Raw genomic sequence first — 15145 nt, 5'->3', positions numbered from 1 at the left:
TGCTCACTCTCTTCGCTCATACAAAAAAGACGTCCCAGAAACTGAGACGCCTTCTCCCTCTATAAACCACCTAAATAAGCTGCCTTAACTTGTTCACTCTCTTGAAGCTCTTTTGCTGTACCTGATAATACAATACGTCCTGTTTCAAGTACATACGCACGATTTGCTACTGATAACGCCATATTCGCATTTTGCTCAACCAGCAACACGGTTGTACCCTCTTTATTTACTTGTTCAATAATATTAAAAATATTTTTTACCATAAGTGGTGCAAGCCCCATTGAAGGTTCATCCATCAATAACAATTTCGGTTTTGCCATTAATGCCCGCCCCATCGCCAGCATTTGTTGCTCACCACCAGATAATGTACCTGATTGCTGTTTACGGCGCTCTAAAAGACGTGGAAATAGTTCAAACACATGGTCCATATCTTTTTTAATGCCAGCTTTATCGTTACGCAAATATGCCCCAAGCTCTAAGTTCTCTTCAACTGACATATTGGCAAAAACACGACGCCCTTCTGGAACATGTGAAATACCTGATTTTACAATTGTCTGTGCAGCCTTTCCTGCGATGGAGAAACCCTCATATTCTATGATGCCGCCCTTTGGTTTTAATAAACCTGATAATGTTTTTAATAATGTACTTTTACCAGCACCGTTTGCACCGATTAATGTTACAATTTCACCCTCATTTACTTCTAAAGAGAGGCCCTTTAATGCTTGAATGTTTCCGTAAAATACATCTATATTTTGTACTTTTAGCATTAGCTGATAACCTCCTCGCCAAGGTAAGCTTCAATTACCTTTGGATTGTTGCGTATTTCTTCTGGTGTTCCATCAGCGATTAATTGACCGTGATCGAGCACATAAATGCGTTCACAAATCCCCATAACTAAGCTCATATCATGCTCAATTAGAAGAATGGTTAAGCCAAATTCTTTACGAATAAATGCTATTAATTCCATTAAATCTTGCGTTTCCTGCGGGTTCATCCCTGCTGCTGGCTCATCCAATAAAAGTAGCTTAGGGTTTGCAGCTAAGGCACGAGCAATTTCTAATCGGCGCTGCATCCCATAAGGTAAATTTTTCGCAAGCTCATCCTTATAACCATCTAAGCCAAAGATTTTTAGGAACTCAATAGATTGATTCTCCATTTCTGCCTCACCTTTAAAATGATTCGGCAAACGGAAAATAGAAGACCACATGGAATGCTTGGCAAGCGAATGGTTCGCTACTTTAACATTATCTAGAACAGAGAGCTCTTTAAATAAACGAATATTTTGGAACGTACGGCTAATACCTTTTTGTGTTACTTGATATGGTGCAAGCCCGTTCAACTTTATACTGTCAAATGTAATCGTGCCTTCAGTTGGCTTATACACTCCGGTAAGCATATTAAAGCTCGTTGTTTTACCAGCACCATTTGGCCCTATCAGACCTACTAGTTCTCCTTGGTTTAGGTACATATTAACGCCCTGTACCGCCTTTAAACCACCGAATTGAATGCCCATGTTTTCAACATTGATAAGAAGGTTTCCAGTCATTATTTTGTACCTCCTTTTTTACCAAACTTAAATAAATCCGTCACTTCTTTTGTTCCCATCAAACCTGTTGGACGGTACAGCATTACGACTATTAATACTAAACTGTAAATAATCATACGTGTTTCTGGGAAGTTTGCTAGATATGCCGAGACTACTGTTAAGAAAATCGCAGCGATGACCGATCCTGAAAGACTTCCTAAGCCACCAAGAACGACATAAATTAAAATATCAAATGATTTTAAGAAACCGAAAGTTGTCGGTTGAATAATGTAAAAGTTATGTGCAAAGATGGCCCCTGCAAGACCAGCAAAGAAAGAACCAATCGCGAACGCTATAACTTTATAGTAGGTTGTATTAATACCCATTGCATCAGCCGCAATTTCATCCTCACGAATCGATATGCATGCACGACCGTGGCGAGAATTTGTAAAGTTAGAGATTACTAGAATTGTTAAAACCACACCTACGAATGCATAAGTCCAGTTTGATAAATATTTAACTTGCATCCCCGCTGCGCCACCAACATAATCCGTATTTAAAAAGACAATACGAATAATCTCCGCAAATCCAAGTGTTGCAATCGCTAAATAATCACCCTTCAAACGTAATGTCGGAATACCTACGATTAAACCGGCAACCGCTGCTGCAAGCGCCCCTAAGAAAATGGCTAAAGGGAACGGAAGCATTAATTTAGTTGTAATAATCGCAGAAATATACGCTCCTACCGCTAGAAAACCAGCATGCCCAATGGAGAACTGACCAGTAATCCCAATAACGATGTGCAAGCTGACCGCAAGCATAATGTTAATACACATTGTAATTAACATATTTTGATAGTAAATATCAAGAACACCTGAAGAAATAAGTACTTGTACTATTGCATAGATGACCAACGCTAATACGGCATAGCCCCAAAAAACTTTAGACTTTTTCATTACCGCTCACCTACACTTTCTCACGGGCGTTTTTACCAAAGATACCCGATGGTCTGAAGATTAAGATTAAGATTAAAATAACGAATGCCGCTGCATCGCGCCATAAAGAAAAACCAAGTGCACTTACTAATGATTCCACAACACCTAATAACATACCGCCAACCATGGCACCAGGAATAATACCAATACCACCTAGTACTGCAGCAATGAACGCTTTAACCCCTGGAATAACCCCCATTAATGGATCGATTTTCGTATAGTAAATGCCAAAGATAACACCTGCTGCGCCAGCTAAAGCAGAACCAATTGCGAATGTTGCTGAAATTGTATTATCTACGTTAATCCCCATTAAACGCGCTGCATCAGCATCATGAGAAACTGCGCGCATAGCTTTTCCGATCTTTGTTTTATGAACGATGAATTGTAAAAGAATCATCAGTACAATTGCTACCGTTAAAATTAAAATAGATGTACTACTAATTTGAACCCCGAAAACATCAAAAGATTTATTTTTAATGACTTCAGGATATGCCGCTGGTTGCGCACCTCTGAAGAAAATAGTCGTGTATTCGATTAATAGCGATACACCGATTGCTGTAATTAAAGCTGCAATACGTGTTGCATTTCGTAAACGCTTATAAGCAATACGTTCAATTAAAACACCAAAGATTGCACAAACTGCCATCGCCAATAATAGTGCCGGGAAGAAGCCAAGCTCCCATTTAGCAATTGCATAAAAGCCAATAAATGACCCAATCATGAAGACATCACCGTGGGCAAAGTTAATCAGCTTAATAATGCCGTATACCATCGTATACCCTAACGCTATTAACGCGTAGATACTACCGAGTGAAATACCATTCACAAGCTGTTGTATCCATTCCATGAGCGTTCACTCCTTTTATTTTTTGAAAAATACAAAAATTTAACTTACTTCTACATGTTATTATCGAATGTAGAATTACTTGTGTCCTCTTAAAAATTTTTTTATAAAACACAAAAAGGAAGACGTGTTTACCCGCCTCCCCTTGCCTAGAAAACATTAAGGATTAACTTTAGAGTTGAACACTTGTTTACCGTCTTTAAATTCAAGAACTGTTGCTGTTTTAATTGGGTTATGATCTTTGTCAACTGAGAAAGTACCTGTTACTAAAGAAAGATCTTTTGTGTCAGCCAATGCTTTTTGAATTACTTCCCCATCCGTAGAGCCTGCACGCTTAATAGCATCAGCAATGTAGTAAATTGTGTCATAGCCAAGTGCATTGAATGCATCAGGTGCTTTGTCTTTGTTCGCTGCTTTAAATGCCTTTACGAAGTCTTGAATTTTTTGATCTGGGTCTTCTGCAGAGTAATGGTTTGTAATATATGTGTTATTCAACGCATCCGCACCAGCTAGCTCTACTAATGTCGGTGAATCCCAACCATCAGCTCCCATCAGTGGTACATCGATACCCATTTCACGTGCTTGTTTAACAATTAAACCAACCTCTTCATAGTATCCTGGGATAAAGATAAAGTCTGGTTTAGCTGCTTTAATAGTTGTTAATTGTGTACGGAAGTCAGCATCCTTAGCCACATACGCTTCTTCTTCTACAACTTTCCCACCATTTTTAGTAATCGTTTCTTTAAATGATTTTGCTAAACCTTTTGCATAGTCAGATGCATTGTCCGCTAAAATAGCTACGTTTTTAGCTTTCAATTCACCAGAAGCGAAGTTCGCTGCCACAATCCCTTGGAATGGATCAATGAAACAAGTACGGAATGCATATTCATTAACGCTGCCATCATCATTTACTGTAATGTTAGGAGCTGTACCAGAACCAGTAACGATTGGAATTTTATTGTTGTTCGCAATTTGCACAGTTGCGACTGTATTACCAGAAGTTGCTGGGGCTAGCATTGCTACTACTTTATCTTGTGTTGCTAGTTTAATAGCTGCTGTAGTTGCCTCTGCGTTTTCTGATTTATTATCTACTTTAATAAGCTCGATTTTCTTACCGTCGATACCGCCCTTATCATTAATTTCTTTAACTGCTAGCTCTGCGCCTAGAGCAATTGAAGAACCATAGGAAGCTACGTTACCAGAAAGCTCTAAATTCGCACCAATTTTAATCGTATCGCCATCAGAAGAACCGCCTCCTGATGAAGTTCCGCCTCCTGAACCTGAGCTATCTCCGTTTCCACAACCAGCAAGAACACCAGCAAGTAATGAAGAAGCAACTAGAAGTGAACCGAACTTTTTAAGCTTTTTGTTCTCTCTCATAATTTTATCCCCCTTGAAATTTCTCAAATATTAGATATTTCTGATAATTATAAACAATTAAATTCATTTCCTCAATAACAAAAATGACCAAAACTATTATTTATAACTATGCTAAAACTAAATTAGAATATTATTCATTTAAGCCTTTTACATTGTAAAACATTCTTTATATTTAGTCTAGAGTGATTTTTCAGTATAATTAGTAATTTTCGAATTATCTATTAATTATTGATGTTTATTACTACAAAACTATTATTTCCGATTATTTTTTTATAAAAAAATCTCCATTGAAGATGTCCTTTTTGCGAAAATTGCAAGATTTTAAATGATTTTTATTTCCGGGAAAATAAACAATGATTGGTACAAGAATTTCATAAATAGAAAAAAGCTTAGAGTCAGATTTCCCCAAGCTCTAAGCTTTTTTCAATGCAAACACGCAGAGGCGTTCGTTAATATTTGTTTCATTCTCTAGATGAACCTCATGAATTAATTCAAAAGGTGTCCCGTGATGTAAAAACTGCAAATAATCATAAGGTGGATAGTATAAAATAATATGAATTTCACGCATATGCTGCTCATAAGACTTCCAAATATTATGAATGACCGTACGGAAAATATGAATTGAAAACGGATTGAAAAAAAAGAAAACCGTGTCGCGTGATTGAATAGCATAGTTCTCCGCTATTGAATGAATAAAGGAAATTGAAGCTTGAGCATTCTTCTTTTGAAGATAACCCTTTTTATTGTTCTCTGCCTCTGCATAAAAACCTGCATCCATTTCTATTCCAATTGTCGGGATATGAAATTTATGATGCACATAAATAGGTACTCTCCCTTTTCCACACCCCATATCGATAAACACTGGATTATCTGGCATTTCATACTGTGAAAATAATTGTTCTAATCCGACATATGGTGTTGGCTCATAGCGATGGTAATGAGCTAATTTAGGGAAACCATACTGTTCACCAACTGTATTAATATGCAATAACTTATCAAATTGATGTTCATTCATACTATTATACTCCTAAAAAGAATGCTTTATTTTAGCACGACAAAAGGCAAAAACCATACCAAAAAGGTTTGAAAATGGCTATTTTTTTAGCGACCTCTTCAATTATATTTACAATTTACACGACTATTCTATTGACAATGTCTTCCTATGCCAATTATCATTGATTGCGAATGATAATCACTGATAACTCATTCGAATAGTAGATTTTTTCTAACTAGAAAATGATTAGGGGGGAAAAGCATGATTATTGTTACAAATCGTATTCAAGTTAAACCAGGCTTTGCTGCAAAAATGGCGCCGAACTTTACAAAACCAGGACCACTACAGCAATTCGAAGGCTTCCATAAAGTAGAGGTGTTAGTTTCAACTGATGATCCGACTTATGACGAAATGAGCGTCAATATGTACTGGGAGTCTAAGGAACATTTCCAAGCTTGGCGTAATAGCGATGCATTCGCCGCTGCCCATCAACGCCCAGAAGCAGGCTCTGAGGGAGCAAAACCTGAAAATAGCCCAATGATAGGTAGCAAAATAGTTATAGCTGAATTAGCTTCTTCCATTGAAGCATCACGCTAATTTTTAATTTGTATATGAAAAACTAAAAAATCTAAAATATCTTCTGATTCTATCTAAAAAAACCCTGCATATTCGAATATGCAGGGTTTTTTCGAAATATTTTATCGCATAAAAATGACTAAAACATACCCTATTATCGATAAACAAACCGAACCGATAAGTCCTGCAATAAATGCTTTTACACCTAATTGTTTAAAGGTCTTTATCTCTACATTTAAACCTAGGCCAGCCATCGACATCCCAATTAAAAGATACGAGATATTTACAAATGTTTGCGCTACATTGGCTGGTATAATCCCTAACGAATTAATCGCACTCATTGCTAAAAATCCGAGAATAAACCATGGAATGATTGACAGAGAAAATCCTTCTTTTTCCTGCCCCTTGTCCATTCTCTGATAAAAAATACCGATGATAATGGCTACCGGTACAAGCAATGCGACACGTGTTAGCTTAACAATAACTGCCATATCAACTGCTTCATTTCCACCAGCAGAGGCTGCTGCAATAACATGGGCAATCTCATGTAGAGTGCCTCCTGCGAAAATACCATATTCAGTAGGCGTTAAGTTAAATACTGAGTATAACACTGTGTAGACTAATGTGAATATAGTCCCTAGTAATGCGACAATTGCCGCGCCCACTGCTGTTTCTTTTTCATTTGCTTTAATTTGAGGAGCAATAGCGACAACAGCGGCCGCTCCGCAAATAGCTGTGCCACAAGCTGTTAATATGCCTAACTTCTTCTCTACATGAAATACCTTCGTTAAGCCATATACAACCACTAAAGCAAATACTAAATCAATAAATGCAATGAGAAAGACACCCGCACCAGCATGATAAATATCCGCTAAATTTAAACGCATACCCAGTAAAATAATGCCTAATCGTAATAGCTTTTTACTTGAAAATGATATGCCTGCTTGCCATGAATCCTGTACCTTAAAGGCTGCTCTCCAAGCCATACCTAAAATAATTGCAATGACAAGCTGCCCCAGTATTGAGAAAAACGGAAATGTCGAAATATACTTTGCGACTAAGGCAATAATGAGTGTCAACAATATTCCCTTCATAAACGCAGGGGTTAGGGAATTTTTTAACCTTTGCCCAATATCCATGTTGTTCACTTCTTTCATCCTTGATGATTATTACTTTATTAAAAATTTAATCATTAGTAAAATACATATATATAATTGTAATTATTAATATTTCTAATAGCAGGGGTGATGACATGCAATATGATGCTTTAAAAACATTCCTTACACTAGTGGAGGTCAAAAATTTTACGAAAGCCTCTGAAATACTTCATATTTCACAGCCCAGTGTCAGTTTACACATAAAAAACTTAGAGCAGGACTTTCAAACGACGTTGTTTATCCGCTCTCCAAAGTCAGTACAAATTACACCAACTGGGGAAATTTTATATAAACGAGCGAAGCAAATGATGGCAATTGCAGAGGCAGCACGGGAAGATATTTTAGCCTTTCATCATGAAATTCAAGGTACACTTGTTATTGGCTCTAGTTTTACAATTGGCGAATATATATTGCCACCTATTATAGCGAGTCTGCAACAGCAATTCCCTCAGCTTGAGCTTCAAGTTATTATTGGCAATACGGAAGAAATCATTCAATATACAAAGTTGTTACAGGTCGATATTGGCCTTATTGAAGGACAGTCAAACGACAATGAGGTTATTATTAAACCGTTTATGCAGGATGAGCTATTTATTGTTAGCGCTAGCAATCACCCTCTTGTCAAGAAGTCGACTATTACGGTTGCGGACTTACAGCAGCAAAATTGGGTTGCACGTGAAGAAGGCTCTGGCACTCGTTATTATTTAGATCATTTATTTAGAGCAAATGGGCTCCAAGTACGTTCACTTCTTACTATTAGTAGCAATCAAGGTGTGAAAGAGAGTGTTATACAGGGGCTTGGACTGTCCCTACTGTCTGCTAGTGTTATTGAGCGTGAACTAAAAAATGGCGATATAAAAATTTTGCCGCTTGAAGAACAGCATTTTATGCGAACATTCTCTTATTTGTACTCACCTACGATGAAAAATAAACGCAATGTTGACACCCTCATAGAAGCACTACTAAAAAGAGCTTAGCGGATTTTTTAGTCGCTAAGCTCCATGTTGTTGAAAAATTATTATGTCAATGAAATTAAGGTGGCATATTCAATAAAGTATGGCTCTACGGCATAACGAGGGGTTGATTTCCGTTCCGACTGGGCGCTTTCCTGGGGGCGTCCGATGAGCCGCTTGGGGCAACAGGATGTTTTTTGCGCGAAAGCGTAGTGCTAACGTAGCGGCAGCAGCAGGATGTTTTTTGCGCGAAAGCGTAGTGCTAACGTAGCGGCAGCAGCAGGATGTTTTTTGCGCGAAAGCGTAGTGCTAACGTAGCGGCAGCGGCAGGATGTTGGTCACGAAGGCGTTATCACAGGACGTGATGCTCTTAGCCTTCGTTCCTCTTTCGCTAATCCCCAAGGAGTCGCCCAGCCTCCACTCCAATCAACCATTTCGTATAATATGTATCTTCTGACAATATATTAAAACGAAATTTCAGCAAAATGGCGTTTTTTTACGAAAGCGTAGTGTTAACGTAACGGCAGCAACAAATGTTTTTCTGCGCGAAAATGAAGTGTCAGCGGCAACAGATTTACAATCTCCTCACTGTTATAAGTCTATTCCGTTCGATCATGGTGAGTAGCAACGGGCGCTCACTTGAAAAATGCATAAAATTTCTATGCTATCGCTGATTGGAATGGAAGGCTACTCAAGTGCTCCTGTCGCCTCACTTTCGTCGCAGAGCAAGCTCACTTTATAATTCTTGGATTTAGACGTTTACGCTCCTGCTTGTGCTCAATAATTTCTACAAATTTCAACGCTGCTCGAGATAACGGTACACTTTTCAAATAACACATACCAATGCTTCGTGTTGGTATACTATCTGTTAATGTTAGCTCATATAGAAGCCCTCGTTGCAAATAATCTTTAGAAAATTCTTTCGTTACACACGCAATGCCTAAATTACTGCGAGCAAACTCTAGCACAAGATCATGTGAACCGAGCTCGAACTCAGGTTCAATGTGGATTCCCCTCGTAAACAAATAATTTTCTACATACTTTCTTGAATTTGATTTTTTCTCTAGAAAAATAAGTGGAAACTTTAAAAGTTCTTCAAATCTTAAGCTGGTCGACGCTAATGTTTTGTACTTTTCACCACATACAAAAATATCTTGAACCTCTGTACATACCGTTAACTGTAATGTCTGATCTTCTATCGGAAAATTACAAAGCCCTATATCAACCTCACCCGATTTAATAAAGTTACAAATTTCAGAAGTCGTTCCATTTAACATTTGTAATTTTATATTGGGATACATTGTATGAAACGCCTCTAGATAAGGCATTAAAAAGAAACGGGAAATGGTGTCCCCTACCCCAATTTTCAACTGACCTGTTGTTAAATTTTTAAATTCTAGCAACTTCTCCTCACCAGCATCTATAAGGCCTATTGCTGAATTCGTATATTCATATAGAAGGTTCCCCTCAGTCGTTAATGTTACCCCCTTCGGAGTACGATTAAAGAGACGTGTACCGAGTTCCTTTTCTAATTGCATCATGGCTTGGCTAACGGCTGGTTGAGTCATATATAAATCTTTAGCAGCCCTTGAAAAGCTATTATTTTTAGCAACAACAGTAAAAACACGATATAAATCTAATTTCCCTATCATATAAGCACTCCTTATAGCTATTATATGAACTATTAATTTTACTTATATCACTAAAGGGGCGTATAGTAAAATCATATTGGTTAATATTTATTTATTTAACATACATTTACCATTAATGAGGAGAGATTATTTTGGAACGTGTAGTTGGTACAGTAGTAAGAGGTCTTCGTGGTCCAATTATTAACGAAGGCGATAATATTGAGCAAATCGTTGTTGATACAGTATTAAACGCAGCAAAGACAGAAGGCTATTCAATTGAGGACCGTGACATTGTAACAGTAACAGAATCTGTCGTAGCACGTGCACAAGGTAACTATGCATCGATCGATGACATTGCAGCGGACGTGGCTGCTAAATTTGGTGACGATACTGTAGGTGTTATTTTCCCAATTCTAAGCCGTAACCGTTTCGCTAACTGCTTACGTGGTATCGCTAAGGGCGTGAAGAAAGTTGTTCTTATGCTAAGCTATCCATCTGATGAGGTTGGTAACCACTTAGTTGATATTGATGAACTAGACGTAAAAGGTATTAACCCTTGGACAGATACTTTAACAGAAGTTGAATTCCGTGAACATTTCGGCTATAAAAAACACACTTTTACAGGTGTAGATTATATTGAATACTACAAAGAATTAATCGAAGCTGAAGGCGCAGCTTGTGAAGTTATCTTTTCAAACAACCCAAAAACTATTTTAGACTATACAAAGAGTGTATTAGCTTGTGATATTCATTCACGCTTACGTACAAAACGTATTTTAATGGCAAACGGCGCTGAAAAAGTATACAGTCTTGATAATATTTTATCTATAACTAATAACGGTTCTGGCTTCAATGCGGAATATGGTCTACTTGGTTCAAATAAAGCAACTGAAGATAGCATAAAATTATTCCCACACACTTGCCAACCAATTGTTGACGGCATTCAAGCAAAAATCAAAGAAGCTACTGGTAAAACAGTTGAAGTAATGATCTACGGCGATGGCGCATTCAAAGATCCTGTAGGCAAAATTTGGGAGTTAGCTGACCCTGTTGTATCTCCTGCATACACTGCCGGATTAGATGGCACACCAAACGAAGTAAAGCTGAAATATTTAGCAGATAACGATTTCGCAAATCTTCGTGGTGAAGAGCTAAAAGCAGCAATCTCTGAATATATTCAAAACAAAGATGAAGATTTAACTGGGCAAATGGCTGCTCAAGGTACAACACCTCGTCGCTTAACAGACTTAATTGGTTCACTATCTGACCTAACTTCTGGTTCAGGTGATAAAGGAACACCTATGATTTATATTCAAGGTTATTTCGATAACTATACAAAATAAAGCTATAAGAAAACGAACTCCCTAACAGAAGTGGGAGTTCGTTTTCTTATAGTGACATATTTTTATAATAGCAGTTTTTTTTACACGTACTGCCCCTATAATATAGTGTCGAATTATTGTTAACTTTTATTTTTGTCATTCAATTTATCACGGTATTTTTTAGTGAGGATGACAGGAATCGAACCTGTAAATCCCGTAAAGGGACATGCCACCCACTGCATACTTCCTCATATACATTATGTATTATTACCCCATTAAGAATTACATTTTTCTCAGTCCTTTTGCTTTATAGTAGATTAAATCTTTTCAAACAAAACTTATTTCAGGTGATTAGGAATCATTTCTTCATTTAACCAATGTTCACTTGTTCGAACATGATTCTGTCTAACACATTTCCCTAGATTATATTGAAAATCATCATAATGAAAGGCAGCCGTATTTCTAATAACATACCCTTCCTGCTCACCCCCAAGAAGTGATTTTCCTGTAAAAGTCTTCTTTATTTTTTCTTCATCGAAAATGCCTCGATATAAAACAGGTACCGTTTCAATACCCAGTTCAGCTGCATAGTCGACTGTTTCATCCCAGCTTAAACAAATATTTTTTTCATTCCAAATACTAAATAAATAAAAGTAGCTCGTTAACTCATTATAGTAAATGGAGTGTTTGGCAAAAACATTTTCACCACATAATCTCCAATCATCTGGAATCTGAAATGCAAAGTTAGCATGAAACGTTTTTACCCAGTGCCTAGATGGGTGATCTCCTGAATTTAAGCTTCTAGCATGCATATAGTCTCGATAAAGTGTTGTTCCTTCACCATCTAATTTTTCTGTTACAACAACCTCTTTCCCAATAAAATGATCCACATTTTTAGCAACCTTATCGTCATGTGTATATCCTCTACTCCACGGCAAATGAAAGCTTCTTGGGTATTTCTTTAAATTGGTCATAAACTCACTTCCTTTACTTACACCTATTTAGCAAATTGATCTGCTTCACGAAAGAAATAAAGTTTTGTTAATAAGTCACCATCTAATAAATGATAAATCTTACTTCCTCCCTTATCGCCCCCGTATTGAATTAACATATGAAATTGCACTAAATTAACAACCTTTAAAACAAAGTCTTCTTCAAATCCTAGCTCTAATAAAAAATGACATACCATTTGGGCAGATACATTTTCATGTCCGTAATATCCATATCTTTGTTGTAATTCTTTATATTTTTTACAAAATGGTTTGCCTACATCATGGAATAAAGCGGCTATTTGTAATGCTAGCTTGTCACTTTCCATATAGTATTCGTTCATATATTCATAAACAAAATACGTATGCTGGCATAGTAAAAATTGATGGTATGGATTTTCTTGATTAAACCGATAAATCTCTTCAAATAGTTGGACTGATTTTAACGCCCGAAATAGCCCCTCATATGTGGGCTGGCTTTGGATTAGTGAAATAAATTGGTTTTTTGAGATTTCATATGGACTCGCTTCATGTACAATATGCACCTCATCAAATCCTTCTCCTATTATCGGAAACTCTAGGTTCTTCCTCATTTTATCCATTATCACTAACGGAACTTCCCTCTTTCTTTGTTGATTTCTTGTTACACACAATTCGTAAGGTGTATCAAAATAATAGCATACAACTTTCACATTACTAGACAATTTACCTAGTGCAAATATTCTACGTTCCCGTTCAATATTTGTCGCATCAACAATAACCGATTGACCTTTGGCTACACATTCATTCAAACGCTCATACAAAACACGGAATACTATTCGCGATTGCTGCTTTGTAGCGTCACCGAACAACTCTTGACGTATAGTATCACTTGAAAGAATAAGCGCATTTTCGCTTTTTGCTAGACTCTTAACAAACGTGCTTTTGCCACTCCCCGGTAGCCCTACTGTAAATATCACCTTCATTTTTTTCACCCCCTTTCAAGTGTCATATATTAACCTCTATTCTCCCTTATTACGAAGCTATTCTAGATCAAAAATTAATCACCGGCTTAACTTTAAAGTGCGGAGATTAATTTTCGAACTCTATCGCTGTCCCCAAGGAATTACCCAATCAACATATATATATGATGTCATACCAAAATATTGGTGGCTATCCATAAAAAGTAACGTTCTTCAGAAAGGGAAAATCCGGCTAAAAAAAGACTGCTCCAACTTTTTCGGAACAGTTTTTATTAAAAATTTGATATTCTATTATAACTTTATAATATCAATATTTTACAAAAAATCACTAGACTATATTTCTTTCTTAAATGTAGTACGTATAATCCTCTGGAATAACACGTTTTAAGAATTTCTTCGTGCGCTCCTCTTTCGGATTAACGAATATATCGTGAGGGCTACCTTCCTCTACAACGACACCACCGTCCATAAAAATTACTCGGTTTGCGACGTCTTTGGCAAAGCCCATTTCATGTGTGACAACAAGCATCGTTGTTCCCTCAGCCGCAATGTTTTTCATAACCTGAAGGACTTCCCCCACTAGCTCTGGGTCAAGTGCGGAAGTTGGTTCGTCAAATAAAATAATATCCGGATTTAACGCCACTGCTCGCGCAATACCAACTCGCTGTTGTTGACCACCAGACAATTGACTTGGATAGGAATCGTATTTTTCTGATAAACCTACTTTATCTAGCGCTTTTTTGCCAATTTCAATGGCCTCTGCCTTTGGAACTTTACGTCCTATAATAAGCCCTTCTGTCACATTTTCTAGCGCTGTTTTATTCGTGAAAAGATTATAGTTTTGGAATACAAAGGCTACACGTTGACGAATGGAATGTACGTCCTTCTTCTTCACATTTTGAAAATCCACTTGAATATCACCAAATGTCGCATGTCCTTGATCGGCTTTTTCCAAAAAGTTAATGCAACGTAATAATGTCGTTTTTCCCGAGCCGCTGGGACCTAAAATAACAACAACATCACCTTTATCAATGGCTAAATCGACACCCTTTAAAATTTCATTGTCACCAAATGATTTATGAATATTTTTAATCTCTAACATGCGCGTTCACCCCTTAAGCTTTTGCCACTTTGAATTTGCTTAAATATTTTTCATATCGTTTAAAAATGTATTCAACTGTACTACATAAAATTAAGTACACAATGAAAATATCAATATATGCTTCTACGTAATTGTAGCCAACATTTGCAGCTACCTTAGCCTTTAATGTAATTTCAGGTAAGGACATTGCATAGCCTAAAGATGTCGCTTTAATGAGATTGACTGTAGCCGTACAAATATTTGGCATAGCCACTACTAAAGCTTGCGGAATAATAATACGGCGATAAGCTTGAAATGTTGATAAGCCTACAGCATGAGCAGCCTCTAGTTGGCCTTTTTCAATTGTACTTAAAGCAGAACGAAATACTTCTATTAAAATCGCAGTCGTACTAAAGGCGAAGACAATAAATGCATACCAAATTGGATTAATTTTATAAATATCATACGTAATATTATATTTTTCAAAAATAGCTTTAAGTAGTAGTGGGATACTACTATAAACAATAAAGATTTGAATAATGATCGGTGTACCTCGTACAAAGGAAACATAGATTTTTGCTATATGATGGATCACCGGGATTTTATTAATCCGTGTTAGTGCCAGTATAAAACCAAGTGGCAGGGCAACGAGCAAAGCAACAACTGTCACAAGGAGCGCGATAGGTACACCTGTTAATGCAACAAAAAATGTTTCAATTAAAAATTGATAATTCAT

At 37.0% G+C, this 15145-nt stretch carries 15 protein-coding genes; 3 read left to right on the top strand and 12 right to left on the bottom strand.

Annotated features, from left to right (window positions below; translation table 11 throughout):
* Positions 1 to 59: 59 nt before the first annotated feature.
* From ACB089_RS25325 to ACB089_RS25300, 6 genes are all read right to left on the bottom strand, one after another.
* A complete protein-coding gene (locus tag ACB089_RS25325; protein ID WP_068985728.1) occupies positions 60 to 767 on the bottom strand; it encodes an ABC transporter ATP-binding protein in 708 nt (235 codons plus the stop codon).
* Complete coding sequence (locus ACB089_RS25320) at positions 767 to 1546, bottom strand: ABC transporter ATP-binding protein (RefSeq protein ID WP_374964488.1); 780 nt, start codon at positions 1544 to 1546, stop codon at positions 767 to 769. Before ACB089_RS25320 ends, ACB089_RS25325 begins: the two co-directional genes overlap by 1 nt.
* The gene (locus tag ACB089_RS25315; RefSeq protein ID WP_374964487.1) at positions 1546 to 2481 is read right to left on the bottom strand and encodes a branched-chain amino acid ABC transporter permease; all 936 of its coding nucleotides are present in this window, start codon (positions 2479 to 2481) and stop codon (positions 1546 to 1548) included. The genes ACB089_RS25320 and ACB089_RS25315 overlap by 1 nt, the downstream gene beginning before the upstream one ends.
* Before the next feature lie 10 nt (positions 2482 to 2491).
* Positions 2492 to 3367, bottom strand: a complete 876-nt coding sequence (locus ACB089_RS25310) for a branched-chain amino acid ABC transporter permease (RefSeq protein WP_068985731.1) — start codon at positions 3365 to 3367, stop codon at positions 2492 to 2494.
* 156 nt (positions 3368 to 3523) lie between these two features.
* Positions 3524 to 4744, bottom strand: coding sequence for an ABC transporter substrate-binding protein (locus tag ACB089_RS25305; protein ID WP_374964486.1), 1221 nt, complete (start codon positions 4742 to 4744; stop codon positions 3524 to 3526).
* Between the two features lie 412 nt (positions 4745 to 5156).
* Complete coding sequence (locus tag ACB089_RS25300) at positions 5157 to 5759, bottom strand: class I SAM-dependent methyltransferase (protein ID WP_374964485.1); 603 nt, start codon at positions 5757 to 5759, stop codon at positions 5157 to 5159.
* Between the two features lie 240 nt (positions 5760 to 5999).
* Between ACB089_RS25300 and ACB089_RS25295 the strand changes: the two genes are divergently transcribed.
* Positions 6000 to 6335 (top strand): heme oxygenase, encoded by a 336-nt coding sequence (locus ACB089_RS25295; RefSeq protein WP_068985734.1) that lies wholly within the window; start codon positions 6000 to 6002, stop codon positions 6333 to 6335.
* Between the two features lie 101 nt (positions 6336 to 6436).
* Here the strand turns inward: ACB089_RS25295 and ACB089_RS25290 are convergent, their stop codons facing one another.
* Positions 6437 to 7453, bottom strand: coding sequence for a YeiH family protein (locus ACB089_RS25290; RefSeq protein ID WP_374967626.1), 1017 nt, complete (start codon positions 7451 to 7453; stop codon positions 6437 to 6439).
* 113 nt (positions 7454 to 7566) lie between these two features.
* On the opposite strand from ACB089_RS25290, the gene ACB089_RS25285 reads away from it, so the two are divergent.
* On the top strand, positions 7567 to 8448 hold the full coding sequence (locus ACB089_RS25285; RefSeq protein ID WP_374964483.1) for a LysR family transcriptional regulator: 882 nt from the start codon (positions 7567 to 7569) through the stop codon (positions 8446 to 8448).
* 707 nt (positions 8449 to 9155) lie between these two features.
* Here the strand turns inward: ACB089_RS25285 and ACB089_RS25280 are convergent.
* Positions 9156 to 10076, bottom strand: coding sequence for a LysR family transcriptional regulator (locus ACB089_RS25280; protein WP_374964481.1), 921 nt, complete (start codon positions 10074 to 10076; stop codon positions 9156 to 9158).
* 131 nt (positions 10077 to 10207) lie between these two features.
* On the opposite strand from ACB089_RS25280, the gene ACB089_RS25275 reads away from it, so the two are divergent.
* Positions 10208 to 11398: a coenzyme F420-0:L-glutamate ligase gene (locus ACB089_RS25275; RefSeq protein ID WP_374964479.1), complete on the top strand. Its 1191-nt coding sequence runs from the start codon at positions 10208 to 10210 to the stop codon at positions 11396 to 11398.
* 317 nt (positions 11399 to 11715) lie between these two features.
* On the opposite strand, the gene ACB089_RS25270 is transcribed toward ACB089_RS25275, so the two are convergent.
* From ACB089_RS25270 to ACB089_RS25255, 4 genes are all read right to left on the bottom strand, one after another.
* Positions 11716 to 12351: an RNA ligase family protein gene (locus tag ACB089_RS25270; RefSeq protein WP_374964477.1), complete on the bottom strand. Its 636-nt coding sequence runs from the start codon at positions 12349 to 12351 to the stop codon at positions 11716 to 11718.
* A gap of 23 nt (positions 12352 to 12374) precedes the next feature.
* Positions 12375 to 13331: an AAA family ATPase gene (locus tag ACB089_RS25265; protein WP_374964475.1), complete on the bottom strand. Its 957-nt coding sequence runs from the start codon at positions 13329 to 13331 to the stop codon at positions 12375 to 12377.
* Between the two features lie 343 nt (positions 13332 to 13674).
* The gene (locus tag ACB089_RS25260; protein ID WP_068985742.1) at positions 13675 to 14430 is read right to left on the bottom strand and encodes an amino acid ABC transporter ATP-binding protein; all 756 of its coding nucleotides are present in this window, start codon (positions 14428 to 14430) and stop codon (positions 13675 to 13677) included.
* A 13-nt stretch (positions 14431 to 14443) separates the two neighbouring features.
* Positions 14444 to 15145 (bottom strand): amino acid ABC transporter permease, encoded by a 702-nt coding sequence (locus ACB089_RS25255; protein ID WP_368637269.1) that lies wholly within the window; start codon positions 15143 to 15145, stop codon positions 14444 to 14446.

It is taken from the genome of Lysinibacillus sp. RS10 (assembly GCF_041956855.1).
Classification (GTDB): domain Bacteria; phylum Bacillota; class Bacilli; order Bacillales_A; family Planococcaceae; genus Lysinibacillus; species Lysinibacillus xylanilyticus_A.
Note: the sequence above shows the minus strand (reverse complement) of the source record. Positions and strands in the feature narration are given on the sequence as shown.

Coding starts and splice junctions, on each gene's coding strand:
- ACB089_RS25260 (WP_068985742.1), bottom strand. CDS start 14,430: ATGTTAGAGATTAAAAATATTCATAAATCATTTGGTGACAATGAAATT.
- ACB089_RS25285 (WP_374964483.1), top strand. CDS start 7,567: ATGCAATATGATGCTTTAAAAACATTCCTTACACTAGTGGAGGTCAAA.
- ACB089_RS25300 (WP_374964485.1), bottom strand. CDS start 5,759: ATGAATGAACATCAATTTGATAAGTTATTGCATATTAATACAGTTGGT.
- ACB089_RS25320 (WP_374964488.1), bottom strand. CDS start 1,546: ATGACTGGAAACCTTCTTATCAATGTTGAAAACATGGGCATTCAATTC.
- ACB089_RS25255 (WP_368637269.1), bottom strand. CDS start 15,145: ATGAATTATCAATTTTTAATTGAAACATTTTTTGTTGCATTAACAGGT.
- ACB089_RS25270 (WP_374964477.1), bottom strand. CDS start 12,351: ATGACCAATTTAAAGAAATACCCAAGAAGCTTTCATTTGCCGTGGAGT.
- ACB089_RS25290 (WP_374967626.1), bottom strand. CDS start 7,453: ATGGATATTGGGCAAAGGTTAAAAAATTCCCTAACCCCTGCGTTTATG.
- ACB089_RS25315 (WP_374964487.1), bottom strand. CDS start 2,481: ATGAAAAAGTCTAAAGTTTTTTGGGGCTATGCCGTATTAGCGTTGGTC.
- ACB089_RS25265 (WP_374964475.1), bottom strand. CDS start 13,331: ATGAAGGTGATATTTACAGTAGGGCTACCGGGGAGTGGCAAAAGCACG.
- ACB089_RS25280 (WP_374964481.1), bottom strand. CDS start 10,076: ATGATAGGGAAATTAGATTTATATCGTGTTTTTACTGTTGTTGCTAAA.
- ACB089_RS25310 (WP_068985731.1), bottom strand. CDS start 3,367: ATGGAATGGATACAACAGCTTGTGAATGGTATTTCACTCGGTAGTATC.
- ACB089_RS25295 (WP_068985734.1), top strand. CDS start 6,000: ATGATTATTGTTACAAATCGTATTCAAGTTAAACCAGGCTTTGCTGCA.
- ACB089_RS25305 (WP_374964486.1), bottom strand. CDS start 4,744: ATGAGAGAGAACAAAAAGCTTAAAAAGTTCGGTTCACTTCTAGTTGCT.
- ACB089_RS25325 (WP_068985728.1), bottom strand. CDS start 767: ATGCTAAAAGTACAAAATATAGATGTATTTTACGGAAACATTCAAGCA.